Origin of the sequence: Meridianimarinicoccus aquatilis (assembly GCF_004358675.1) — a bacterium.
GTDB classification, from domain to species: Bacteria; Pseudomonadota; Alphaproteobacteria; order Rhodobacterales; family Rhodobacteraceae; genus Meridianimarinicoccus; species Meridianimarinicoccus aquatilis.
Map to the genome: position 1 here is coordinate 1 of NZ_SMZO01000053.1, position 23,428 is coordinate 23,428.

Below are 23,428 nucleotides of genomic sequence, written 5' to 3' on the forward strand. Positions count from 1 at the left end.
CCTGATCAATGGCGTCACCGTTGTGGGCCGGTGCCTGCATCTGCCCGCCATACCGTGCCAGTGCCCATGCGGCGCCGGGGGTGTCTGCCAGCCCGATCCGTGCGTTCATACCAAGCCCGGTACATCCGTCAGCAATCGCGGTGGTCAGTTCATGCTCTCCCCCAAACAGATGAATGCAACCGGTCAGATCAAGCATCAGCGCGTCAGGGGCCTCTTCGGCGGTCCAAGGGGTGAACTGACCGGCCCATCGTCGCAACGCTGTCAGCAGGGCGGCATCCTCGCGTGGGGCAGCAGGATAGCTTGCCAGCCGAGGGCAAATCGCCATGGCATCGCGCAACCCCTGCCCCAGCCGCAGACCCGCCGCCTCAGCCAGTGGGCACAGGCTGGTGATGACCTGCGCACCATTTCGCCCCCCGATCACCACGATCGGAGTGTCCGGCGGCACGCGCCCGCGCCGCACGAGCCGGTCGGCCCCCAGGCGTGGAAACCACAGCGAGAGAATTCTTCTGTTCAACATGGCCCGCATTATTGTGGCAGCAATAATGTTCTTCTTATGTTCTCATATTCGGGAGTCGGGTGCAGAGTCGAGTCCGCATCGCGGTGTGTATTCACTACCTCTGCAACAGGGCTATCAGTTGCTTTGATACCGGACGACCTCGGAGGTCCTGCGACTATCCGGGACGGTCCTGCAATCGGCGATGATACCGGACGTTCTATTTCAGCGGCTGTTCTTCTTCCACCAACTGTGAATTGAAGACTTCTTCAAACGTCGTTCAACAGGGAATGAAGCCGCGATATCGGCTTCCAATTCTTCATAGGTCAGGCGATCAATTCGCGCCAAACGAAAGAGCGTAATTTCGGGTCGGTATCCAGTTTTGTGGCGCGCCCCGTTTTATGAAACCGGCGATGTTCGAAAATTAGCTTTTCGGAAATTAGCAGACTGTCAATTTATTCGGATTGCGCAATTTTCTGTAATTTAATTAGGATCAAGATTCATGACCAGAAGACCACGACAGCAGCGAGTGCGATGGCTGAAAGGAAGACTTTGAAACAGCGGTCAGAGCATGTCGCCACGCGTCTCCAATCCTTGAGACCGCCAAACATGATCTCGATGCGGTTGCGCCGTTTGTATCGGCGCTTGTCGTATTTGACTGTCGTCTTGCGCGGCTTTCGACCCGGGATTCAGGCGCGTATCCCTTTGTCTTTCAATGCTTCTCGGAGCCAGTCAGCGTCATAGCCACGATCTCCGAGCAGCCATTTGCCGTTTGGCAGGCCGCTGAGCAGCGCTGGTGCGCCGATATAATCGCTGATCTGTCCCGCGGTGACGAACAGATCCATTGGTCTTCCCTGGCTGTCACAGATTGCGTGCAGCTTGGTGTTCATGCCGCCCTTGGTGCGACCGAACAGACGACCACGCCCCCCTTTTTAGCGGCCATGCTGGTCGTTGTTCGATGTGCCTTGAAGTAATGACCTCAGCCGGAATACAGTACCGAGAGAAGGGAAGTAGTTCCAAATCCACCTGAGATACCTGTCAGCAAACTCAACGCAGGTGATGTGGCCAAAGATGCTTGGCCATTATTGATTTCATTCATCAACAAATAGCGGTTTCGCAGACTTTCTGCAGCATTGGGGTCGATAAAATCTGCGACTTCGGGAAGTCCAAATACTTCCTCCGACCTAGCTCTGAATACAACCAATTGCTGATCAATATCAAGCGCCGCAAAGGTTTCTGGCAAATTCAACGCGGTTTCGAACACTTCTCGCAACGGCGAACTGCCCATAACCCCATACCATCGGGCATCGGCGGATGACGAATTCTCCAAAACAGTTTCTAGCTCTCGCTCCAATCCCAATGCGAGCCGCAGTTCCGGTTGAACGTCCCCAACGGCGACCTCGAACGTTTGGTCTTCATAGGCGGATAGGATTTCGTCGGGAAATGACGACAATGCTGTGCGAGGCTCGCCTAATCCTCCAAACCCAAACGCCTTTGAAAGTGCTGCATAACGAGCGTCACTTAAGCGATTAGCCAAACTGTCATCGGCTATAACGCCTTCTTCTAGAACCTTGCGTATAAAGAACTTGTTGGAAACATCTTCTTGCAAACCAAAAGCGCTCAGAGCTACTTTCATAAGAGTAAAGTCGCCAACCAATTGTTCTGCCGAGCTTATATTGCCAATATTCTCGCGGAAATAGTTCATTTCGCGCTGAGCAACTGGCGAAGCATTCTGAAGCAGCTTTTGACTTTCAATAGTTCGATTAAGGAAGTTCCAGCCAGTGAGTCCTCCAACCGGCAGTAGGGGTTGAAAGGTCATGATGAAAGACCAGCTGCCATAAGCCTATCTTCCCGAGGGAGCAAAACTCGCAATGCCTTCAGTGCCGGGTAGAACTGGCTCTGTGTCACAAATCGAGTGGCATCAGACAAGAGTATTCGGCTATCCCTATCGGTAAAAACTTGACTCAATTGCTCTATTCCGACCAACAGTTGGCGTCGGGCCTTGGCGGGATTCGCGTCACCGGTCAGAACAAGTTGTGCAAGGTAACAAACGCGTCGTACCGGCGTAGTTACATCATCCGGATGGATGGCATCTTTAAGACGCAGGATATTTGCATTCGGGGTCACTATATTCAGGCGGCTTCGACGCTCGCCATTTTCAATGACAGCACCATTAATTAAAATTCGTTCGCCAGGACCCAGCTTAAGGACCAAACCGGTCATGTTGGTCTCACACTTGAGCGCAGACCGCCCATAACCGCGGTATTGACATCAATCAGAGCATCTACAGTGGCCTCGCGCTTTAGTACTTTCCGACTGTGCGCCACCGTAAACTCTGCAAGATAAAACAAACCAGCGCGCGTTTCTTGTGATAGCCTGTTTCCGCCACTGGCCACATCGGCGGCAAGCATTGTCCAAAGACGCCTATTATCGTGCACGGCCTTTGCCAACTTGACCGTTTGTGTTGGCGAAGGCACAGACGCCTGATTGAGCGCCCGCGTGACACGAACAAAGGCTTCATACTCAATACTTTTTGGGCATCGTACCGCTTGGTTTACCGGATCATAGGCCGTTCGAGCCCTATCAATGACGCTCACTGCGTGTCCCTCCATGGTGCTTCATTCCCGTTTCACGGCTATCGTGTGCTGAAAAGAGTGACGCCAGTTAAGGCGCCACCCGTATCTGTTAACGGAACAGTGAAAGCACGCTTTGCGGTGCCTCGTTTGCAATAGACAGTGCTTGAATACCCAACTGCTGCTGCACCTGAAGTGCTTGAAGCCGAGCTGAGGCTTCTTCCATGTTCGCATCGACCATCGAACCGATCCCCGTTTTCAGCGAGTCGGTCAATTTGGACACAAAGTTCGATTGGATTTCGACCTGCGCAGCGTCAGACCCGAAAGCTGCTGCCGCATCAATGGCGGTCTGGGTCAAAGTCTCAATTGACGACAGTGCGGCCTGAGCGTTAGCAAGGGAACTCACATCAAGGCCCGCCAGCGCACCAAGACCGCCTGAGCCGGCATTCGTGAATTGCCCCCCGACCTGCACCGATTCGGTGCCAGAGTTGGTGATTACCAAAGTGCCGCTGACCGAACTGTCATAGTCGACGGTCACGTTTTCCCCAGTCGCTTCGATCGCACTTTTCAGGCCCACCGCAATAATGTCTTCCGTTGTGGTCGAGGCCACATCGGAGGCCGTCACGGTGTAGCTTACTTCACTTTCACCAACACGCATCGTGATCTTGTCGCCGGCAGCGTAAGTCGGGTCTGCAATAACAACTGTACCACTATCGGCCGTACCGCCGGTTCCATCCAGTGAGAAGCCGAAAGCATCGGCGTCATCGGCAGCCACACCAGTTGTTCCAGTAAATGCGGCCTTAGCTGTATAGCCACCTGTCGACAGATCCTGCCCTGAAACTGTGATGTAAGACGCAGTGACATTCCCCGAACTATCGCGATCAAGCGACGATAGGACGTCAGTGCCCGATGTATTTCCGTCGACAAGATTCAAGCCGTTGAATTGAGCGGCACTGACAACCGAGGCGATCTGCTCTTTCAGAGCTGTTACGTCGCTGTTCAACTTTGTACGGTCCACGTTGTCGCCAGTAGCAGCTGCGACCTTTTCCTTCACTTGGATCAGCAAATCAGTGATGGTTTCGGCAGCCTGCTGAGCAACCGCTACGGTCGACTCACCAAGTGACAAGCTGTCAGAGATCGATTTGAAACCGCTAACATCTGATTCCATCACTTTTGAAATCGCCCAAACAGCAGAATTGTCCTTTGCGTCAGCCACACTTTTACCAGTGGCGATCTCGCTTTGCGTATCCTCGAGCCCCGAGTTAATCCCTTTGAGTGTTTGAAGCGCGACCATTGCGCTGGAGTTAGTCAGAATGCTGGACATGTCTATTCTATCCTGTGCTCAGGTGCTTTTGCACCTATTTAGATGAACCGCGCCTTTGCGCAGCACGAGTGTCGTTCTGACATGTGCGGATGCCTTCTCGATCCGCGCCATCCTTTCGAATGCCCTTCCTAGGTACCGCCCGACTTCCTAAGAGTTGGCTAAGGCACAGAAGTCATTACATTGCATTTTATTGAAATTTATTGGGTTTCAGAGAATTTTGGTGGGCTTCGACGTATTCACAAGAAGTTGGATGTCAAAAAATGTGGGCGGAAAGACTTGCCGGTCTATTGGTTGGCTGAGGCTATATATTTGCGACGGCGGCGCTTTCTGTGCGTCGTGCAAGCAGGCACGCTTCGGGCGAACCGAACTTTCTCTTCTGTTACACTCAAGATCACTTCCACGATGACAATGTAACGACGCACTGACAGTCGCCGTTAGGTAAACTCAGCGAAACAAAGCTCAGGAAAATTTCGAAGAAACGTGCATTTTCTGGGCCACGAGGCGTTCGGAAATACAGCGGTAAGGAGAAATTCTGCTAACTGGTTTTGGGAAAAAACGGCGTGGCTCGAAACGATCGTAAACTATATTGCGCGGTCATTGTCCTTGGCTTGAGCCCTATCGATGGTAACACGCCCCACGTTGAGGGCGTTCAGTCCATGACTAGCGCCGCAGATCGCAGGCCAGCGTTTCGGTACGTTCAACCAAGGGTCGCGAGGAGAGCCCGCATCAATTCCCGAGGGTCCTTTTCCATATTCGGCAGCAAAACGTCACGGACGGCGCGGTTAAGCGCTCTGTCGGCTGCGGCTGCACTCGCGTCTTCGTGGTCGACGGCAATCTCCAACGCCTCAACGGCATATAGAACGGCGCCCGGAACGTTGGCCACACCTTGCAGAAGCGCACTAAGGCCCATGTGTTCGACCTGATTATCGTTAGTTGGCGGCCCGACGAATGTTGGATCAAACCCCTCGACACCCCAAACCTGACTGGGTGTCAGCCCTTCACCGGTCGCGTACTGATGGATGTGCGGCACGCTGAAATGCCCCACAAACCCATGGCTAAAGAGAGGTCGGTGCGTGAGAGGGTTGTTGCGACTTGTGCCAGAAAGAAGCGCTTGCCAGATGAGAATGGTCGCCTCCCCGTCTGTTTTAGCATGAACTGCGTGCTCGGCCCGGGCTGCTTCCGGTAAGGATCGCACATAACTCCCAGCAAGCGGTAGAAGGGCCAGAGCGCCCTCCAATGCATCCGGCCGGGTGGCAAGAAACGCCCCATAAGCGTCGGACAAAAGATCGATGTGAATGGCACTTGCTTCAGACGCGAGAGCTTCGGTCAGGGAATAAACCGTCCAGCCGGCCTCAAGCAGTGCGGGTATCGAAACGTCCCAGAGCGAAGGCGGCAAGGATTGCCCGCGCAAGGTGCTGCGCGTGCTCAGTTCATCGATTGCGTCGGCATAGCCCAGAAGCGTGGCAGCGTCGACATGCCCGGCGGCAAGCCGTCCAAGATGATCGTCGACGCCAAGATCGCTTAGAACTCCGGTCGGGTGCAAACCGACCTCGAGAAGACGCGTTCGGATCACCTCGATATCAGCGTCAGTCGCGAGCGCCGCCACTTGGTTGCCGGGGTTGGTAATTTGCTCGATCGACAGACCTCCGCGCGATAGCAACCAAGACCCCGCGCCAATCGTCACGAGTGCAATGGAACCTAAGATGATGACCCATGACTTCATGGATGCCGTTCCTCACCGAAACCCTTCGGGGCATTGAGTGCCCGCGCCGCCACACGCGAAGCTGTCTCGATGCGATATTCACTTCTCGCGTAATCCTCGACCCCTTCCAACGCCGCGTCGATGATCGTGCAGTTTCCGGCGGCCCGCAGCATCGGCTTGCCCCAGAAGACCATGATGGCGTTGCTGTCCATCAAACCCGAATAGACTGATATCGCCGCGTTAGGCAGCTCGTCAAAAGCCGGCACATCCCAAAGGTAGTCGTGACACTCCGTCAGAACTTGCGTCCGCCGCTGGTCGAACGCCTGCGCCGGCATTGCCGTCAGCGCGAGGGTGGCGAAAAGGAGAAGGGGTTTGAGCATCTTACACCTCCTTTTTGCTCATTAAGGCCGCCGAAGCAGCGATGGTGAATGATGTCAACGGACGTCCAGAAGACTTCCGTCAGGCATCAGATACGGCAACCGCAGGTCGCTCGCGCAAGATGTGTCGATGGTGCTGCCCGGGGCTTCAAGAAATGCCTCGCCGATATCGCGGGCGCATTGGCTGAACAGCAACGCGCCGTGGCCAGCCTCGGGGAAAACGATGGCCTGACTGTTGGGCAAAGTCTCGGCCACCAACGGCCCCCAAGAGGACGCGGTCTGTGTGTCAATCTCGCCTGAAAAGACAAGGACGGGAAGGTCGGACGTTACAGGCTCCAGCCAGTTGTCGCGGGGCCGTTCCTCGAACAGATCGCAGATTGTGAACATACTCGGAACCGGGTCGGTCAGCGCAGATGCGAGCAGCGGCCCCATGCCAACGCTCTCGGTCGTTTTCACGAACCCTTCCGCCGAATTGAACCCATCGATAAAATCTTCTTGGCAGGCATAAAGAAGCAATTCGAACTCACCCTCTGCCACGGCCTCCAGAGTCGCGTTGTCAACCGCGATCAGATCGAAGACACGCGCAACATCGTCAGCACCCAGCAGAGCGATCATCGATGACAAGCGCGCGGCGGTGAGATCGTCGAAATGAGTCCGGACCAGATCGATCAGGGCACCCGCGCTTGGCGTCACGAACCGGAGGCTGAGGTAGTCGCGCGAAAAAGCGACCTGATCTGAGCGCTCCGGCAGGGCGGCAAGTGCGCGCTCCAACTCGTCATCGAAGTATTCGCCAAAAGTGACAGGCGCAGCTGCAGCGTCAATGTCTTCTTCCAATTGCGCCAGCATTTGGGCGGCGGTTCCCGACGCGAGCTCGATCTGATCCAGTGCATTCACGAATGCCTGCGCCAAGGCTTGCTCATCCGAGGTCAAGCCGATCGCCGCAGCCAGCGCGTCTTCGGCAGAAGGCTGCGGCGGGATGGCTTCTTGGAGCATTTGGCGCAACATCGTCACGTCTCCCTGCTCTAGCTGGGTAACGAGGGCCGGCGCGTAGGTCGTGAAGCCGCGAGTGGTCGGGTCGGCCCAGTTGTTCCGCGCCGCGGTGAAGATTGAAAAAAGCGTTCGCCCATCCACAGTGGTGCCATCCACCTCTAGCGGAGTGTCCTGCAATTGCTCAGCAAGATCCCAGAACCGTTGGGAAATTTCCGGATAAGCCTCTGCGCAGGTTGCATTCGCCTCGCACGGTGCAAAGGTATTGATAATCGACTGGCTGTGCGGCACGTAAAGCGTGTCATACAGCGCGACTTGTGGTGGGGCGACGCTGTCCAACACCACCGACCGCACTCTGTCGGGGGCTGTCCGCATCGTCTCCAGCGCCAGTTTGGTCCCGTAGGAGACGCCATAGATATTGTAGTCCCCATATCCCAATGCCGACATCACCGAGCCGACATCACGGGCATTCTGCGTCGTATTGAAAAGCGGCAAGTCAAAACCGCGCCCTTCAAGTTCGAGGATACACTCTGAGACGAGTCTGCCTTCAAGCTCTGGCATTTCGGCACCGGCAAGGCTGTCGGCGACGTCTTCAACGTTTTCCGCTAGCGTTTCAAAGCAATCCATATCCGGACCACTCGCATCGACGCCACGCTGGTCGAACGCGATGACGTCCCGGCGCCCACGCAGGTGATCGAAGAACAAACTGACGGAAGCCACAGACTGTACGGTCCCACCGCCGGGCCCCCCATGCAAGTAAACGACCGGATCGGCCACCGGCGCGAGAGAATGCGCACGGTACACAATGAAGGCGAGGTTAAGGCGATCACCGTCAGGACTGTCGTGATCCTCTGGCACTGATATCGTGCCGCAGACGACCGTCTGCCCGTCGATCTCGCTTGGTGCCACCGGCCGTGTGCATGGTGCCCGCGTGACCGGAAAGCGCGGATCGGGGCCACCGTTTAGCAGTTCCGGGAAAGTCGGTTCGTTCATCTCCCCGCCAAGCAGCGCCAGAAACACTGCCAAATACTGCTCTGGCGTCATTGGTGAACCTCGTGGACGACATATTGAAGCGAGACAACGGTACTACAGACTTTGCAAGGAATCCACGCTGATCCGTTTTGCGATCGCCACAACAGAGCTGTATCAGCTTTGGACCGCTGGAAAGTCCGGTCATCACGAATGGTGGGCTTTTCAAGCCAATCACGTACTTTCAACAACTGCCAATCAACAGTAAGCGTGAATGTCGAAGTTTCACCCATTTCTGAACGCTCTTGCATCAGTCGTTGCATGCGCGGCCAGTCAGCTTTCTCGCTTCCTGCAAGCGCCCTATCGGCGCAGAACGGTCTGTGCTCGGCCACTTCGAACGCCCCAGATGCTCTTTAAGAAAGGCTGAATGAAGTGTTGTCGCAGACGCTCGCCTCGACGCATGGGTCGGCACCCATCGCCGTCTTGTCGATGCGCACGGACGCGTGACACTGCATTGCGGCTGCGGGCTTTGCAAACCCTGACGCAGGCACGCCAATGGACTGCGCGTTGCCTTTCCAGATCGGAAGAAACACGAAGATGATCACAGCCTTCAAGTGGTCGAGGAAGGGCGGCGCGGATTGGACGATGCGTGGTCCCCGCACCTGGCTGACATCGCGGCTCGGCTTCCGAACGACAAAACCATGACCCTATGGCAATTCGCTCGACACACAGCCGGGGTCTTCACCTATACCGACAATGCCCCTGATGGAACGCCGGGCCTGATGGAAGGTGTCGTGACAGATCGCGCCGCGCTTCTGAGGCAAGTCGTCCCGCAGGACATGATCGATTTCGCGCAATAGACCCATTTTTTCGCATCCCTCAACAGGCTAGTCAGAAAAATGGAGTGGCTTTGACGAACGTGTGTTCCGTTTTCAGACGGCCAGAACCTAGGGATACGTTGGGGCGAAGCAGTGCTTCAGAACATTCAAAACTGGGCTGACAAAAAGCCATTGGCGGTCGCTAGCCTGTTTCTGCTCGCGGCAGCGTTATACTTTCTCGCACCAATCGTCTTTTCTGATCCGTCGCAATTATTCGGCCATGGAGGCAGGGATGTCGGCACCGATAGTTTCGCTCAGGTTCTCTGGCCTGAAATGAGACTAGCGGTCGCCATCATGTTGGCCGTCATGCTTGTCGGGATGGGCCGACGAACCGGGCTGACGACCTGGCCAAAAGCACCAGCGCTCCTTTTGACCTTCCCTTTTGTTGCATTCTGTATCTTCGTGATATTCACCCCCCTGCTTGTGAACAGGACTGGCCTTGATGGTGTCACGCTTTCGCCGTCAGACTGGAAAAGCATCTGGACCACTTGCATCGTGGCGGTGCTGGTGGGCTTCTTTGAAGAACTCCTGTTCAGGGGTATACTTCTTCGATCCTTGATGACCCGCATGAATGCTGCGCTGGCCGTGATTGTCGCTGCGATCGTTTTTGGCCTGTTTCACTATGTGAACTGGGTCAGCGGGCAGCCCCTCGGCATCACCACAATGCAGGTCCTTGGCGCGATGGCGGGTGGCCTTCTCTTCGGTGCCATCGTTCTGTGGACGGGATCGCTTTGGCCTTCGGTTTTCCTGCACGGCCTGTGGGATGCAAGCGTGTCTGTCTCTCAGACGCTTCAGCTTGACCTTTCCCCCAAAGGCGAGGTGACCGAGGTAACCCTCGATCCGCTCTCTGTCCTGACCAACCCGGAATTTGTTTACGGCGCACTCCTGTTGGCGGTATGGCTGCTCGTTGACAGTCGCAGGCGGCGCACCGGAACAAAGTGAATTGATGCCCTAATGTCTGAAGCATTGTTCAGAGCGACGCAAAGAGCACGATCAGACGGCGGCAAACGACTCATACCTCGGGAAAATCAACGCAATCTCAAAGCCCCGATAATATTGCAGCCTTCGATAAATCAGCGCGACCATCGTTTCACCACACAGCGTCATGTCAGACTTGAGCGCGACCATCGTTTTACAATCTACCGCCCAGTCTGACGAGTCCACCGAAACGAAAAGATGAAACGCGCCGATGTTCTATGGGCTCGTGTCATTGCTCGAGTGCAGCCAGCCCAGATGTATCAATACCGCTCATGATGTCTCTGGCGTCGATACCGTCTGCGCCGTGGCTACTATTCATCCCCGCAGCGATAGCCCCACCAATGGCAATAGCAGTTGCTTCGTTCTGGCGCTCCTGACCCCGACAACTGAGATAACCGTAGTCCCACCCCGTTCGATAGTCACCATTTGATGAATAGGCACCGTCGTCCAACGAACGCTGGGCCACAGGGTCGCCGCCCGCACGTTTTCCGCTGGGACACCCGTCATGGAATCCTGCAACATACGCCGCTGAATAGCCGTGCTGACGCAGCGTTTCCTCGCTCCTTTGCTGAGTTGCGCAACCTACGAGCAGCGCCCCAGCCGACAAGATGACAATCCTTTTCATCATTCGCTTTTATCTCTTTCCGCTGCGGATACGGCGTAGAAACCGTCATCTGCTCCATTTTCAAGACGATCAATCCACGGCTCGTCAATCGTGGGACGCCATGCTGCTAAGACCTGACGCACCAAACCAGATTTCACAGAAAACACTTTACCGCGCCCTGTAAACTAAACATTTGAGCATCGTGCAGTATTTATACCGTTGTGCTTGGGCCGGACCTTGGCCGCGCAGCGCATGACCCCCCCGGTCTGGCGGCAAGTGCCACTGACGATCACAGTTTCCAATCGAATGCGTGGCTGCACGCATTAACCTCCTGTCGCGAGGGTCCACCACATATCTTAGACGCCAAATTGTTTCAGCTTCACACTCGCCGAAGGGTTCGCGAAACGTTGGGCGTTTTTGTGCGGGCCCCGCAGCTTGAGTAGTGGCCGGTTCCACCATCAAGGCGCTCAACTTCGCCCAAGCGCCGCATAGCAGCCTTCAAACCTTCACCGGCAGCCTCGGCGAGGCGCTGATTCGATCTGGATCGCGCGAGAATACGCTCGACGCGCGCTGTGCCTGATTCCCGGCCCGGCAGGGATGTGGCGAGACTCATTTTCTCAAGATTCAACTCCTCAAGAGCCTCGAACCGACCTGCCAACAAGCTCGTTCTTTCCCGCTCAAGATTTACCTCCAAAAGCGTCAACGGATCTTTCATGGCACCGCTCATTTCTCACGCGCCTTGAGTGCTTGAAAGATGGACTCGGCAAGGCCGATCCCACCTGCCTCAGCCATTCTTTCAGCCTGTTTTTCTCTAAGAAACGATCCAAATTGCTCTTCACCTTCACCGCCAGAGAAACCAGATTCTTCGCTGCCAATACCAACATTTCGACCGAGCCCGGCATGCTTCAACATTTCAGACAGAAACTGAGATTCGAGTTTGATCGCAACCTTTCTCAAAGCTGTATCCGGGGCACGGTCTGTGATCTGACCGCTGGTGGTTTGCAGCGGCGTAGTCGCAGGGCTTGTCATGATTTGCATAGGAAACTCCATTCTTTGGACCGATGCGCCAACATCGACCATGTCTGGTAAACATTCGGTAAGGCTGTTGCGCGATTGTTTCAAAAAGCGAACGCAGGATTCCAGATGCAATCAGAAATACCTCAGCCACCCATGCGAATGGCCGCGCCACATCGGCTCGACGGTTCCCAAACCGTTAAACCCACCGTACCCGAGCCTGAAAAACCGGCCGATGATGCCGATTTCGGCTTGGCATGGCTTGGGACAAACACTCCAAGTCCAGAAGGCCAAACCCCAGTCACGATGGAGTATGCGCCCCGCACCGCACCGCCACATTGGGCGAACGCTGCAACTGTCGAACATTCCAATGCGAGACCACAAGGCGATTCGCCAGCCGTTTTCGGGCAAATGACGCCTGAGTCGGGCGACCAGGTCACACAGTTGACCGCATCCGCACCAACGGCTGGGGCACACTCGAAAAATGAAAATGTGCCGACCGCAGAATTCGCCGCGGTCCACAAATCTCAACTGCCTGAAAAAACTGCCGCGCCGGCCGTGCCGCCCCCCGCCACAGAAACCGCAACCACAGGTGCACGTCCTGACGCAAATCCAAACGCAGCGCTCATTTCACAAGGCGCGTCACCGCAAGCTGCATCCGCGCAAGACCGGACCCTGCGCTCCGGAGCGCAGAACCTAACTCCACACTCCGCATCCAGTGAAGAATTAAGAGGAAATTCAACGCCAAAACCCGAACCATCAGCTCGTCAGGTAACACCCGCCGTCGCTCTCCCACAAACGACTGCGGTTCCGGCACCCCCAGAAAAAACGTCGCTTCCCGGCGATTTTGAAGTACATGACGCAGCGCTAGAAGACATTGAATTTCGCCATCTGGACAACGCCAAATCAGACCAAATTCGAACTGAAGCCCCAAAACTCGACACCGTTCGCAGTGAAATGGGGCGCCATGCCAGCACGCAGATTGTGGATGCCGTTCGCCAAGGTCGTGACGGCGTAATTGAGGTTTCTCTCAGCCCGGAAGAACTGGGCCGGGTGAAACTGACTTTGACAGGCAATGATGGGCAGATGCATGTCTTTGTGCAGTCCGACAGGCCCGAAACACAGGAATTGCTCAGGCGCCACATCGCCCAACTGCAGCAAGATTTCCGTGATCTCGGCTATGCTGATGTTTCATTTGATTTTGGCAATTCGGAACAACGCAGCGGGCAATTTGCGGAAAATAGTCCTGAGGCATCCGACTCATATGCGGAAACACACCCAAACTCCGAAACAAAAAACCCGGCAAGCTCTGACGCATCTCGTTCTCGCACGCTTGCCACCGCAAACCTGGATCTGCGGCTTTAAAAAAGGATTAGATGCATGGAAATTTCAAGCACAACCACTGCTGCGACCCAGTCCACAACGACATCTGCGACCGATAACAGCAGCGAGTCGGCGCTGAGTTCAGACTTTGAAACGTTTTTGAAGATGCTCACGACCCAAATGCAGAATCAGGACCCGCTCAACCCGATCGAATCTTCCGATTTTGCGGTTCAACTCGCGACGTTTTCCGGCGTGGAACAGCAAGTACAGACCAATAATCTGCTGCGCGGCCTAGGTGCCGACAGTTCCCTTGGCGGGCTTTCGCAGCACGCCTCTTGGGTCGGGATGGATGCTCGTGTTGACGGTCCGATCTATTTCGGCGGCTCCCCGGTAGACGTGTACTACGACCTTCCGCTGGATGCCGCGTCGGCCGAACTGATCGTGTCCGGGCCGAGTGGCCAGGAATTGCACAGATCTTCGATTTCCGGGGCAGGCCCGCTGGCATGGGATGGTGTTTCACCAACGGGCACACAGCTCTTGGCGGGAAGCTATAACCTGTCCATAGAAACCCGGACCCTATCTGGGCAATCGGAAACCTTGCCGGTCAGCAGCTATGCCCGCATCACCGAAGTTCAATCGGGAACAGATGGTCCGTTGGTGGTTCTCGACAGTGGTGAAATTGTGTCCACTTCGGGCATCACCGCTTTGCGAAACGGCAGTTGACTGCCTGCCTCGGCGTTCTCAAATCCGCAGCATCCGGGTTTTTGCCTTGTTCGGACCCGGGCGCCAAGGGTACTGCGGACGCGTAATGTTGGGCCAGACAGGGCACTTTTCATGGGGCACATGGATGGCCTAAGACGCAAGGGTGCACTCCCACCTCACCTTCGAAAGCGGCTTTTCGTGCGCCTCGGCATTCCTGCCAACGTACAAGTCGAGCAACTGACAGGTGGGCGCAGCGCCAAAAGTTACGTGCTAGCCGACCGCAAGAACCCGCTGGTGCTCAAAATTGCCCAGACCAGAACGGGCGATCCTCTATTCCCAATTCGCCCCCGAGTCGAAGCGGCCGTGATGCAAAATCTTGCACCGAGAGGGCTTTGCGCACAGCCCGTAGATGCCTTTGCATACGGTACGGCCCAATGTCTGATCTATCACTACCTTCCGGGAACGAGTCGTGCGGTCCCTGGTCCGGCCCTCGCCCGCCTCCTGCGCAAAGTGCATGAAACGCAGTTCCCTCATCGGCATACACTCCCACAAAGCGCAGATTTGCCCGCACCATTGATCTTAAGGGCCCGTGCCTTCCTCGCTGATCATCCAAACGCCCAGAACCTTATGGACGCGATTCACAGCGCGTCTCAACGTTCAGCAACAGCGGGGCAATCGTTGCTACATGGCGATCCGGTCCCCGGCAATGTTGTTATGAACGGATCACATCCGATGCTGATCGACTGGCAATGCGCCTGTCTCGGCGACCCGTCTCGCGATATTGCCATCGCAATTTCACCAGCAATGCAGGTGATCCATGACAGACCACCACTGTCGCACGATCAAATCCAGGTTTTCCTCAACGCATACGGGAGGCCAGACCTATCCGAACGGGTGAAAATGCTATCACCCGCACGGCACGCAGCAATGATCGGTCACTGCCTGTGGCGCCTCGACCAGGGCGATACGGCCTATGCCAACGCGCTTACGGCAGAGGTTGCGGCACTCGAAAACTCAGTTCTGGACCATGCGCTAAAGCAGGAATAATTCCAACAGACCAGCCAGCCCAAGCCCGCCGAACACCCCGACGCCTGCCCAAAGTCCCCGAGTTTTCCAAGACGCCCGCACTGGGGGCTCCGCAGGTTTGCCGCTCTCCAGCAACGCTTGCTCAACCAAACGGGGCAGTCTTGGTCCGAACCGAGACAACACCCTCGCAGTGCGTAACAGATCGCGCGCCGCGGCGCGCGGGCCCACATTCTTGGTCACATAGTCTTCGACGACGGGGCGCGCCGCGTCCCAGATATTAATATGCGGGTTCAGCGAACGGGCGACACCCTCCACAACCACCATCGTTCGTTGCAGAAGAATCAGTTCAGTGCGCGTTTCCATCCCGAACCGTTCTGTCACTTCGAACAGATAACTCAGCAGGCGCGCCATAGATATGCGGCTGGCATCCATGCCGAAAATCGGCTCACCAACGGCACGCAACGCACGGGCAAACTCGTCGATATCGCGATCCGCAGGAACATACCCGGCTTCGAAATGCACTTCGGCAACACGGCGATAATCCTTTCGGATAAAGCCAAAGATAATCTCGGCATAGACGCGGCGCGTGTATTCGTCGATCCGGCCCATGATCCCGAAATCAATTGCAATCAGATCACCGTTTGGTGCGATCTTGAGATTCCCCTGATGCATGTCCGCATGGAAATATCCATCGCGCAAAGCCTGCTTCAGGAACAGTTGCAGCACCCGCATGCCCAATTCTGAACGGTCAAGCCCGGCAGCATCAAGCTTGGCAGTATCGTTGGCCGACACACCATCGACCCAATCCAGTGTCATGACCCGCCTGCCAGACAAGGACCAATGCACAGCCGGCACACCGAACTGTGCGTCATCCGCCGTCGTTGCTGCAAATTCCGCCGCCGAGGCCGATTCGAGACGCAGGTCCAGCTCGCCCATGACCACGCCCTCAAAATGACGGATCACATCAAGCGGGCGCAGGCGCCGGGCAGACGGGGCCAACATGTCGATCACCGACGCGATCAGATAGAACGCGTCAATGTCCTTACGGAATGCCTTTTCAATGCCCGGCCGCAGAACCTTGACTGCGACCTTTTCATGGGTCGATCCAATTCGGGCACAATGGACCTGCGCAATAGACGCTGCTGCAACCGGCTCCGAAAATTCGGAGAACACTGTGTCCACATCGATACCCAATTCGCGCGCGACTTCTGCCTTGGCCTCTTCCACAGGGAAGGGTGGCAATTTGTCTTGCAGCACGCTCAACTGCCGTGCCAGCGCGTCCCCGACCACATCCGGCCGTGTCGATAGTATCTGCCCAAACTTGATGTAGGCCGGGCCAAGAGCGGTCAGGGCCCGTGTGACCGGCGGCACGGCTGGATCGCCCTTCAGACCAAGTGGGCTAAATGGCCAACCAAGAATGCGCGCCAGCAATCGAATATGCGCCGGCGCCTTCATCGCATCCAGTATGACCCCCATCGCGCCGGTCCGCTCCAGCGTTGCGCCGGTTCGGACAAGCCGCCAGATATTATGCGGGCCGCGCACTTACAGTTTCCAACCAGAATGCAGTGCCGCGATGCCAAAAGACAGGTTGCGATACTTCACCTGACCGAAACCCGCCTCGCGGATCATGGCCGCAAACGTCTCTTGATCGGGAAACTTGCGGATCGATTCCACAAGGTACTGATAGCTGTCCCGGTCATTGGCGATTACCTCGCCCATGCGCGGGATCACATTGTAAGAATACTTGTCATACGCCCATTGCAGAGCGTCGTTGGGGATCTGACTGAACTCCAACACCATCAACCGCCCGCCGGGGCGCAGCACGCGGTACGCTTCTGACAACGCATCTGCGATCCGCGTCACGTTCCGGATGCCAAAAGAAATCGTATACACATCGAAACTGTTATCCTCGAACGGCAACGCCATGGCATCCCCGACAATCCAATCGATTCGGCCTGCCATCGCTTCAGCTTCTGCGCGGGTGCGCCCAGCCTCGAGCATGGACGCGGTCAGATCCAGTACCATCGCCTCGGCCCTTGGTGCGCGCTTGAGAAACCGGAACGCGATATCGCCGGTGCCGCCTGCCACATCCAAAAGCCGCTGGCCCGGACGCGGCGCAAGCCAGTCCATCATCGCGTCCTTCCAAAGGCGGTGCACCCCAACCGACATGACGTCGTTCATCACGTCATACCGCGACGCAACGCTGGTGAAGACGCCCTGCACCAACCCGGCCTTGTCGGCCTCGGGCACATCGCGATTGCCAAAATGGGTCGTGCGGTCAGGGTTCGTGTCATTCATGGTCTTGCCGTTCTGTTGCCTGCCCTTTCTTATAGGGCGCTGCCTCGCCGATACAACGCGGGGCCGGGGATTCCCATGCCGCAGGAGCCATCGCAATGCCAGAACTTCCCGAAGTTGAGACCGTGCGCTGTGGGCTAAGCCCAGTCATGGAGGGCTTCCGTATCGATCAGGCCGATATTCGCCGCCCCGACTTGCGCTGGCCATTTCCCGAAAACATGGCAGACCGATTGACTGGCCAGACCGTTTTGCGCCTGAGACGACGGTCAAAATACATTCTTGCCGATCTTTCGGGGGGCGAGTCGCTACTGATTCACCTTGGGATGTCGGGGCGGATGCTTATTTCGCAGGCAGATGTGCGCAGCGCGCCAGGAATTTTTGTCCACGCCCATCCTGCCCCTGAAAAGCACGATCATGTGGTCCTCGATATGTCTGGCGGAGCGCGGATCACCTTCAACGACCCCCGCCGGTTCGGGGCGATGGACATGGCCCCCACCCCGGAAATTGATGCCCACAAGTTACTCACTGGGCTGGGGCCTGAACCGCTTGGAAACAGCTTTGACGAGCCATATCTGATCGCCAAACTGAAAGGGCGCAACACGCCGATAAAATCCGCGCTTCTCGACCAACGGATCGTCGCGGGATTGGGAAATATTTATGTCTGTGAAGCGCTTTACCGGGCCGGTATCGCACCGACCCGCAAGGCGGGCCGCCTCAGTGCAGCACGCGCCGCCAGCCTCGTTCCCATTATCCGCGACGTTCTTGGCGATGCGATAAAAGCGGGCGGATCGTCCTTGCGCGACTACCGTCAGGCCGACGGCGAATTGGGGTACTTCCAACACAGCTTTCGCGTCTATGGCCGCGAGGGCAATCCCTGCAACACAGAAGGCTGTGACGACACCATCCGCCGGATTGTGCAATCAGGCCGCTCCAGTTTCTACTGTCCGACCTGCCAAAGATAACTTGTACGGTGTGAGCGCAAACTGCTAAAGGCGAAGATTGCTGCAACAAGAATGGCTGGACCTTATGGCGTACGAGACGCTGATCGTCGAAATTGAAGACCACGTCGCGCTGATCAAGCTTAATCGCCCCGATGCGATGAATGCTTTGAACGCTGCGCTGATGTCCGAATTATGCGATGCCCTTCGTGGTATCGAGGAAAACGACAAAGCACGGTGCACCATCATCACCGGAACGGAAAAGGTCTTTGCCGCCGGGGCCGATATTTCGGAACTGGCAGAAAAGAGCTTCACCGACGTTTTTTGCACCGATCATTTTGGGAAAATTACGCGCGCCTTCAGGAACCATCGCAAACCGATCATCGCCGCTGTGTCGGGCTATGCATTGGGCGGCGGGTGCGAGTTGGCCATGATGTGCGATTTCATTATCGCTTCGGAAACCGCAAAATTCGGGCAGCCAGAAATCAATCTCGGGGTCATTGCTGCGATCGGCGGAACCCAACGCCTGACCAACGCTGTTGGCAAATCAAAAGCGATGGACATGCACTTGACCGGCCGGTTTATGCTCGCCGACGAAGCGGAGCGGTCTGGCTTGGTCAGCCGCGTCGTTCCCGCAAAGAAGCTGATGGAAGAAGCCCGCGGCGCTGCCCTGAAGATCGCAGACAAGTCGCGCATGACCACGATGGCCGTCAAAGAAGCGGTCGACCGCAGTTTCGAAACACCACTCTCGGAAGGGCTGCTGTTTGAGCGGCGGCTTTTCCATTCTCTTTTCGCCACCGCAGATCAATCGGAAGGCATGGCAGCCTTCCTCGAAAAGCGGGATCCTCAGTTCCGCGACAAGTAACCAGCTTAACCGCAGTCAGGGAAATATGCCCGGCTCCGGTTGACTTGGCGGCGACTCGTCCGTAAAGAGCCGTCTTTATCGGAATTCACCCCAAACTTGGGAAGACACGTCATGGCTAATACGCCCCAATCCAAAAAGCGCGCGCGCCAGAACGACCGCCGCAAGGTCATCAACTCGGCGCGTCGCTCGCGCATCCGGACTTACCTCCGGAAAGTCGAGGAAGCGATTGCGACCGGCGATCAGGCCGTCGCGGCAGCAGCTCTGAAAGCTGCACAACCTGAATTGATGCGTGGTGTCACCAAAGGCGTGCTGCACAAAAACACGGCATCTCGCAAGATGTCGCGTCTTTCAGCACGCGTTAAGGCAATCGCCTGAAGCTACGGCATTTGAAGCTACGATAGACGGGCGCGTTTTTCGCGCCCGTTTGCGTGCGATATGACCAAACGAAAGCCACACGCAGAGATAATTTCCAAGCCTCTGTTTTGAAATGACTAAAAATCAAATTCAGATTCGGTCATGCATATTCGATGTGTCAACGAGTAAGTTCTATTGCGGAAATTGCCCCCCGATTGGTAGTGTCTCCAAGCGATTCACATCGTCTTGGGGGACACAGAGAAGCGTGGCAGACCACTTCGTGTAACAATAGGCCTAGTGCCATAGTGTTACTGAATACCGGCCTGACGACTGCTTTTCGAAACCGGAATGCCAGAGGGGTTTGGCAATTTCCGGGAGGGGCTCAAGCAGAGCAATCTGCTTGATACCTTGTCCAAAACTACATGCCCGACCCGGACGGTGCGCCTGCCAGCGCACCCACTCCGGGCGCACCGACCGAGCCAAATCGGTCATGCGGCAGCGAACCCGTTTTGCGGGGCTGTAAGGTCGTGCCAAGTCGCGTGCATTGTGGGAACAGGGGCAAAATGGCCGGAAATCGCTGGCTACAATAAGAATGGCATGTAAATGACGCATGAAACTTGGGGCGAAGTGCAAGACGCGTTGCTGCACTCAATCGGCGAAAACAACTACAAAACCTGGATTCGCCCGTTGGAATTTGCAGCCCTTGAAAATGGTGTTGCGCATTTCCGGGTTCCGACAAATTTTATCGGCAACTGGGTAAACCGCAATTATTCCGACCAGATCTTGCGCCACCTGCACACCGCAGGCGCAAGCGTGCGCCGGATTGAATTCAACGTGTCGACCGGTCGGGACGCCGCACCGCAACCACCTGCCCAGACCAAAAGCACTGCCGCCCCGGCTATCACCACCGGTACAGCCATCAGCCCAGACACCGACGACGCCGACATTCTCCCCGGCGCAACACTGGATACGCGGTTCACGTTTGATCGTTTCGTGGTCGGCCCGCCGAACGAATTGGCCCATGCCGCGGCCCGCCGTGTGGCCGAAGGTGGCCCCGTCACCTTTAACCCGCTGTTTCTTTACGGGGGCGTTGGCCTTGGCAAAACGCATCTTATGCATGCCATCGCCCACCACATGCGCCAACGCGATCCCTCCCTTCGGATCGTCTATTTGTCGGCAGAGCAATTCATGTACCGGTTCGTACAGGCCCTGCGTGACCGGGACATGATGACCTTCAAACAGATTTTCCGATCCGTGGATGTTCTGATGGTGGACGATGTGCAATTCATCGCCGGAAAAGACAGCACGCAAGACGAATTCTTCCACACCTTCAATGCCTTGGTGGATCAGCAAAAGCAAATCATCATCTCGGGAGACCGCGCCCCCGGCGAAATGGAAGGGATCGAAGACCGCATTAAATCGCGCCTTCAGTGCGGCCTTGTCGTCGACCTGCACCCGACCGACTACGAACTTCGCTTGGGCATTCTACAGCAAAAGGTCGACTTCTACGCAGCGCAGTACCCCGGTCTGGCCATAGCGCCCGGTGTCCTTGAATTTCTCGCGCATCGTATCTCAACCAACGTGCGCGTGCTCGAAGGCGCGCTTGTCCGACTCTTTGCCATGGCCAGCCTCGTGGGCCGCGAGATCACCATGGACATGACACAAGACTGCCTTGCCGATGTGCTGCGTGTGTCCGAACGCAAAGTCACCGTCGAAGAGATCCAGCGCCGCGTGTCCGAACACTACAACATCCGCCTGTCTGAACTGATCGGGCCAACCCGTGTGCGCAATGTCGCCCGCCCGCGCCAGATCGCCATGTACCTGAGCAAAAGCCTGACCAGCCGATCCCTGCCTGAAATCGGGCGTCGTTTTGGCGGGCGTGATCACACCACCATCATGCACGGCGTCAAACGCATCGAAGACCTGCGCGTCCGGGACAGCCAGGTTGCCGAAGATCTGGAATTGCTGCGGCGCGCCCTTGAAGCCTGAGACCTCTGAAAACCTGCGTACAGGCCATCAAATGGGGCTTGTACGCCGGCAAGAATCAGATAGCGTCACAGTCCCTTCAGTCTAAAGGATCGTCGGCATGAAACTGAGTATCGAGCGCGGCACACTGCTTAAAGCCGTGTCACAAGCCCAGTCGGTGGTTGAACGGCGCAACACTATTCCCATCCTTGCCAATGTGCTGATCGAAGCCGAAGGTGATCAGGTTCGCTTCCGTGCGACCGATCTCGACATCGAAGTTGTCGACAATGCCCCTGCGCAAGTGCATCAGGCCGGGGCAACCACCGTTTCCGCAGTGACCTTCCACGAGATCATTCGCAAAATGCCAGACGGCGCACTGGTGGAACTGACCGCTGACAGCGCGGCAGGTCTGCTCCATGTCGCCGCCGGCCGGGCGAAGTTCAAATTGGCCACCCTGCCAAAAGAAGACTTCCCCGTCATGGCCAGCTCAGAATACACGGCGAATTTCACCGCCGCCGCCGGGGTTCTGCGCCGCCTCTTCGACAAGTCCAAATTCGCCATTTCGACCGAAGAAACCCGCTATTACCTCAACGGTGTCTACATGCACGTCGCCGATAGCGGTGGGGGCGACCTGAAACTGCGCTGTGTGGCAACGGATGGGCATAGATTGGCCCGGATCGACGCCCCCCTGCCCGCCGGGGCCGATGGCATGCCCGGTGTGATTGTTCCTCGCAAGACCGTGGGTGAACTGCGCAAACTGCTGGATGATGATGAAGCGGAAATCGCAGTGTCCGTGTCAGAAACCAAGGTTCGCTTTGCGACGCCGGGTCTGACTCTGACCTCAAAAGTGATTGACGGCACATTCCCGGATTACACACGCGTCATCCCCGTGGGCAACACGCGTAAGCTCGAAGTAGACGCGGCTGATTTTGCCCGCGCCGTTGACCGGGTCGCGACTGTTTCGTCGGAACGCTCCCGCGCCGTGAAAATGACACTGGACGAAGATCGCCTGACCCTTTCCGTGACCGCGCCCGATGCCGGCGCTGCCGAAGAAGAGCTCGCTGTCGCCTATGGCGATGATCCGCTCGAGATTGGGTTCAACGCAAAATACCTTCTGGAAATCGCCGGTCAGGTGGACCGCGAAAATGCAACTTTCCTGTTCAACGCCTCTGGCGACCCAACCTTGATGCGCGAAGGGGATGATGACAGCGCCGTTTACGTTGTCATGCCCATGCGGGTCTAAAACGCCCCGGCACTTTTGCGCGCATTCGGCCCCGCCCCTGCGCGGGGCCTTTTCATGTTCTCCGCTATTTCACCCGACCACTGGCCATTACGCCACCGCCGCGCTAGGCCCATCTCATGCGCCTCGCAATCACTCGCCTGACCTTATCCCAATTTCGGTCCCATCGCCGCGCGGCGGTGGTGTGTGATGGTCGGCCCGTGGCTATCCACGGCCCGAACGGCGCCGGCAAGACCAACCTGATCGAAGCCGTATCGCTGTTGTCGCCCGGCCGGGGCCTGCGGCGCGGTGCGACCACGGACTTCGCACGCAAACCCGATCCGGTCGGTTGGCGCATCGGGGCCGAGATGCTAACCCCCACCGGCCAGCACGACATCGACACCCGCGCCGAACCCGGCGCAGCGCGCACAACCCGGATTGACGGCAAGACAGCGCCCCAAACCGCCCTTGGCCGCATTGCTCGGGTGCTGTGGCTGACCCCAGCGATGGATCGTCTGTGGATCGAATCGGCAGACGGTCGTCGGCGTTTTCTTGACCGGGTCACGCTCAGCTTCTTTCCCGAACACGCCGAAACCGCCCTGTCCTATGAAAAAGCCATGCGCGAACGCAATCGGTTGCTTAAGGATCAGGTGCGCGACGGCCGCTGGTATGACGCGCTTGAACACCGCATGGCTGACAGCGGCGCAGCGATCACGCAAGCTCGCACGGCTGCGTTGGCGCGATTGGCGCAGGCGCAGGATGGGGCGCAAACCGCATTTCCCGCAGCGGCGCTGGCCCTAATTGATCCGCCGGATGGCCCCGCATCCCTGCCAGACACAGCC

The 23,428-nt window shown here is 56.8% G+C and carries 25 protein-coding genes and 1 pseudogene; 11 read left to right on the forward strand and 15 right to left on the reverse strand.

Features of this window, described 5'->3' with window-relative positions:
• The 10 genes and pseudogenes from E2L05_RS16675 to E2L05_RS16720 form a co-directional block, all read right to left on the reverse strand.
• Positions 1–517: Y-family DNA polymerase (locus E2L05_RS16675; protein WP_133344001.1), on the reverse strand; the 517-nt coding region annotated here is incomplete at its 3' end.
• A 476-nt stretch (positions 518–993) separates the two neighbouring features.
• Positions 994–1,466 (reverse strand): annotated as a pseudogene (locus tag E2L05_RS16680) (IS5 family transposase); the annotation flags it as partial.
• Between the two features lie 6 nt (positions 1,467–1,472).
• Positions 1,473–2,312, reverse strand: a complete 840-nt coding sequence (locus E2L05_RS16685) for a DUF1217 domain-containing protein (protein WP_133343136.1) — start codon at positions 2,310–2,312, stop codon at positions 1,473–1,475.
• Positions 2,309–2,716: a flagellar biosynthesis repressor FlbT gene (gene flbT, locus E2L05_RS16690; RefSeq protein WP_133343137.1), complete on the reverse strand. Its 408-nt coding sequence runs from the start codon at positions 2,714–2,716 to the stop codon at positions 2,309–2,311. The genes E2L05_RS16685 and flbT overlap by 4 nt, the downstream gene beginning before the upstream one ends.
• On the reverse strand, positions 2,713–3,090 hold the full coding sequence (gene flaF / locus E2L05_RS16695) for a flagellar biosynthesis regulator FlaF (protein WP_243721956.1): 378 nt from the start codon (positions 3,088–3,090) through the stop codon (positions 2,713–2,715). The genes flbT and flaF overlap by 4 nt, the downstream gene beginning before the upstream one ends.
• Before the next feature lie 88 nt (positions 3,091–3,178).
• On the reverse strand, positions 3,179–4,390 hold the full coding sequence (locus E2L05_RS16700; RefSeq protein WP_133343139.1) for a flagellin: 1,212 nt from the start codon (positions 4,388–4,390) through the stop codon (positions 3,179–3,181).
• Positions 4,391–5,087: 697 nt separating this feature from the next.
• Positions 5,088–6,113: a hypothetical protein gene (locus E2L05_RS16705; protein WP_133343140.1), complete on the reverse strand. Its 1,026-nt coding sequence runs from the start codon at positions 6,111–6,113 to the stop codon at positions 5,088–5,090.
• Positions 6,110–6,472 carry a hypothetical protein gene (locus E2L05_RS16710; protein WP_133343141.1) on the reverse strand — a complete coding sequence of 121 codons (363 nt, stop codon included), beginning with the start codon at positions 6,470–6,472 and terminating at the stop codon, positions 6,110–6,112. Before E2L05_RS16710 ends, E2L05_RS16705 begins: the two co-directional genes overlap by 4 nt.
• A 54-nt stretch (positions 6,473–6,526) precedes the next feature.
• A complete protein-coding gene (locus E2L05_RS16715; RefSeq protein ID WP_133343142.1) occupies positions 6,527–8,500 on the reverse strand; it encodes an alpha/beta fold hydrolase in 1,974 nt (657 codons plus the stop codon).
• Between the two features lie 338 nt (positions 8,501–8,838).
• Complete coding sequence (locus E2L05_RS16720; RefSeq protein ID WP_133343143.1) at positions 8,839–9,087, reverse strand: hypothetical protein; 249 nt, start codon at positions 9,085–9,087, stop codon at positions 8,839–8,841.
• A 39-nt stretch (positions 9,088–9,126) separates the two neighbouring features.
• On the opposite strand from E2L05_RS16720, the gene E2L05_RS20840 reads away from it, so the two are divergent.
• Positions 9,127–9,285 carry a hypothetical protein gene (locus E2L05_RS20840; protein ID WP_165971748.1) on the forward strand — a complete coding sequence of 53 codons (159 nt, stop codon included), beginning with the start codon at positions 9,127–9,129 and terminating at the stop codon, positions 9,283–9,285.
• A 111-nt stretch (positions 9,286–9,396) separates the two neighbouring features.
• Entirely contained in the window at positions 9,397–10,245 is an 849-nt protein-coding gene (locus E2L05_RS16725; protein ID WP_133343144.1) for a CPBP family intramembrane glutamic endopeptidase, read from the forward strand.
• Between the two features lie 265 nt (positions 10,246–10,510).
• Here E2L05_RS16725 and E2L05_RS16730 read toward each other — a convergent pair whose 3' ends face one another.
• From E2L05_RS16730 to E2L05_RS16740, 3 genes are all read right to left on the reverse strand, one after another.
• Entirely contained in the window at positions 10,511–10,909 is a 399-nt protein-coding gene (locus E2L05_RS16730) for a hypothetical protein (protein WP_133343145.1), read from the reverse strand.
• Between the two features lie 355 nt (positions 10,910–11,264).
• Positions 11,265–11,600 (reverse strand): hypothetical protein, encoded by a 336-nt coding sequence (locus E2L05_RS16735; protein WP_133343146.1) that lies wholly within the window; start codon positions 11,598–11,600, stop codon positions 11,265–11,267.
• A gap of 8 nt (positions 11,601–11,608) precedes the next feature.
• Positions 11,609–11,923, reverse strand: coding sequence for a rod-binding protein (locus E2L05_RS16740; protein ID WP_341776749.1), 315 nt, complete (start codon positions 11,921–11,923; stop codon positions 11,609–11,611).
• Between the two features lie 105 nt (positions 11,924–12,028).
• Between E2L05_RS16740 and E2L05_RS16745 the strand changes: the two genes are divergently transcribed.
• The 3 genes from E2L05_RS16745 to E2L05_RS16755 all read left to right on the forward strand — a co-directional run bounded on the left by E2L05_RS16745 (position 12,029) and on the right by E2L05_RS16755 (position 14,971).
• On the forward strand, positions 12,029–13,264 hold the full coding sequence (locus E2L05_RS16745; protein WP_133343147.1) for a flagellar hook-length control protein FliK: 1,236 nt from the start codon (positions 12,029–12,031) through the stop codon (positions 13,262–13,264).
• 15 nt (positions 13,265–13,279) lie between these two features.
• Entirely contained in the window at positions 13,280–13,945 is a 666-nt protein-coding gene (locus E2L05_RS16750; protein ID WP_133343148.1) for a flagellar hook capping FlgD N-terminal domain-containing protein, read from the forward strand.
• 177 nt (positions 13,946–14,122) lie between these two features.
• Positions 14,123–14,971 (forward strand): aminoglycoside phosphotransferase family protein, encoded by an 849-nt coding sequence (locus E2L05_RS16755; protein ID WP_165971749.1) that lies wholly within the window; start codon positions 14,123–14,125, stop codon positions 14,969–14,971.
• On the opposite strand, the gene ubiB is transcribed toward E2L05_RS16755, so the two are convergent.
• A complete protein-coding gene (gene ubiB / locus E2L05_RS16760) occupies positions 14,957–16,492 on the reverse strand; it encodes a 2-polyprenylphenol 6-hydroxylase (protein WP_133343150.1) in 1,536 nt (511 codons plus the stop codon). The two genes, E2L05_RS16755 and ubiB, sit on opposite strands and share 15 nt — an antisense overlap.
• Positions 16,493–17,248 carry a bifunctional demethylmenaquinone methyltransferase/2-methoxy-6-polyprenyl-1,4-benzoquinol methylase UbiE gene (gene ubiE / locus E2L05_RS16765; protein ID WP_133343151.1) on the reverse strand — a complete coding sequence of 252 codons (756 nt, stop codon included), beginning with the start codon at positions 17,246–17,248 and terminating at the stop codon, positions 16,493–16,495.
• Between the two features lie 95 nt (positions 17,249–17,343).
• Between ubiE and mutM the strand changes: the two genes are divergently transcribed.
• From mutM to E2L05_RS16795, 6 genes are all read left to right on the forward strand, one after another.
• Positions 17,344–18,207 (forward strand): bifunctional DNA-formamidopyrimidine glycosylase/DNA-(apurinic or apyrimidinic site) lyase, encoded by an 864-nt coding sequence (gene mutM / locus E2L05_RS16770; RefSeq protein ID WP_133343152.1) that lies wholly within the window; start codon positions 17,344–17,346, stop codon positions 18,205–18,207.
• A gap of 64 nt (positions 18,208–18,271) precedes the next feature.
• Positions 18,272–19,048 (forward strand): enoyl-CoA hydratase-related protein, encoded by a 777-nt coding sequence (locus tag E2L05_RS16775; protein WP_133343161.1) that lies wholly within the window; start codon positions 18,272–18,274, stop codon positions 19,046–19,048.
• Between the two features lie 111 nt (positions 19,049–19,159).
• Positions 19,160–19,423, forward strand: a complete 264-nt coding sequence (gene rpsT / locus E2L05_RS16780) for a 30S ribosomal protein S20 (RefSeq protein ID WP_133343153.1) — start codon at positions 19,160–19,162, stop codon at positions 19,421–19,423.
• A 582-nt stretch (positions 19,424–20,005) separates the two neighbouring features.
• Positions 20,006–21,391 (forward strand): chromosomal replication initiator protein DnaA, encoded by a 1,386-nt coding sequence (gene dnaA / locus E2L05_RS16785; protein WP_133343154.1) that lies wholly within the window; start codon positions 20,006–20,008, stop codon positions 21,389–21,391.
• A gap of 97 nt (positions 21,392–21,488) precedes the next feature.
• Complete coding sequence (gene dnaN, locus E2L05_RS16790) at positions 21,489–22,610, forward strand: DNA polymerase III subunit beta (protein WP_133343155.1); 1,122 nt, start codon at positions 21,489–21,491, stop codon at positions 22,608–22,610.
• 116 nt (positions 22,611–22,726) lie between these two features.
• A partial coding sequence (locus tag E2L05_RS16795; RefSeq protein ID WP_341776750.1) for an AAA family ATPase occupies positions 22,727–23,428 on the forward strand: 702 nt, incomplete at its 3' end.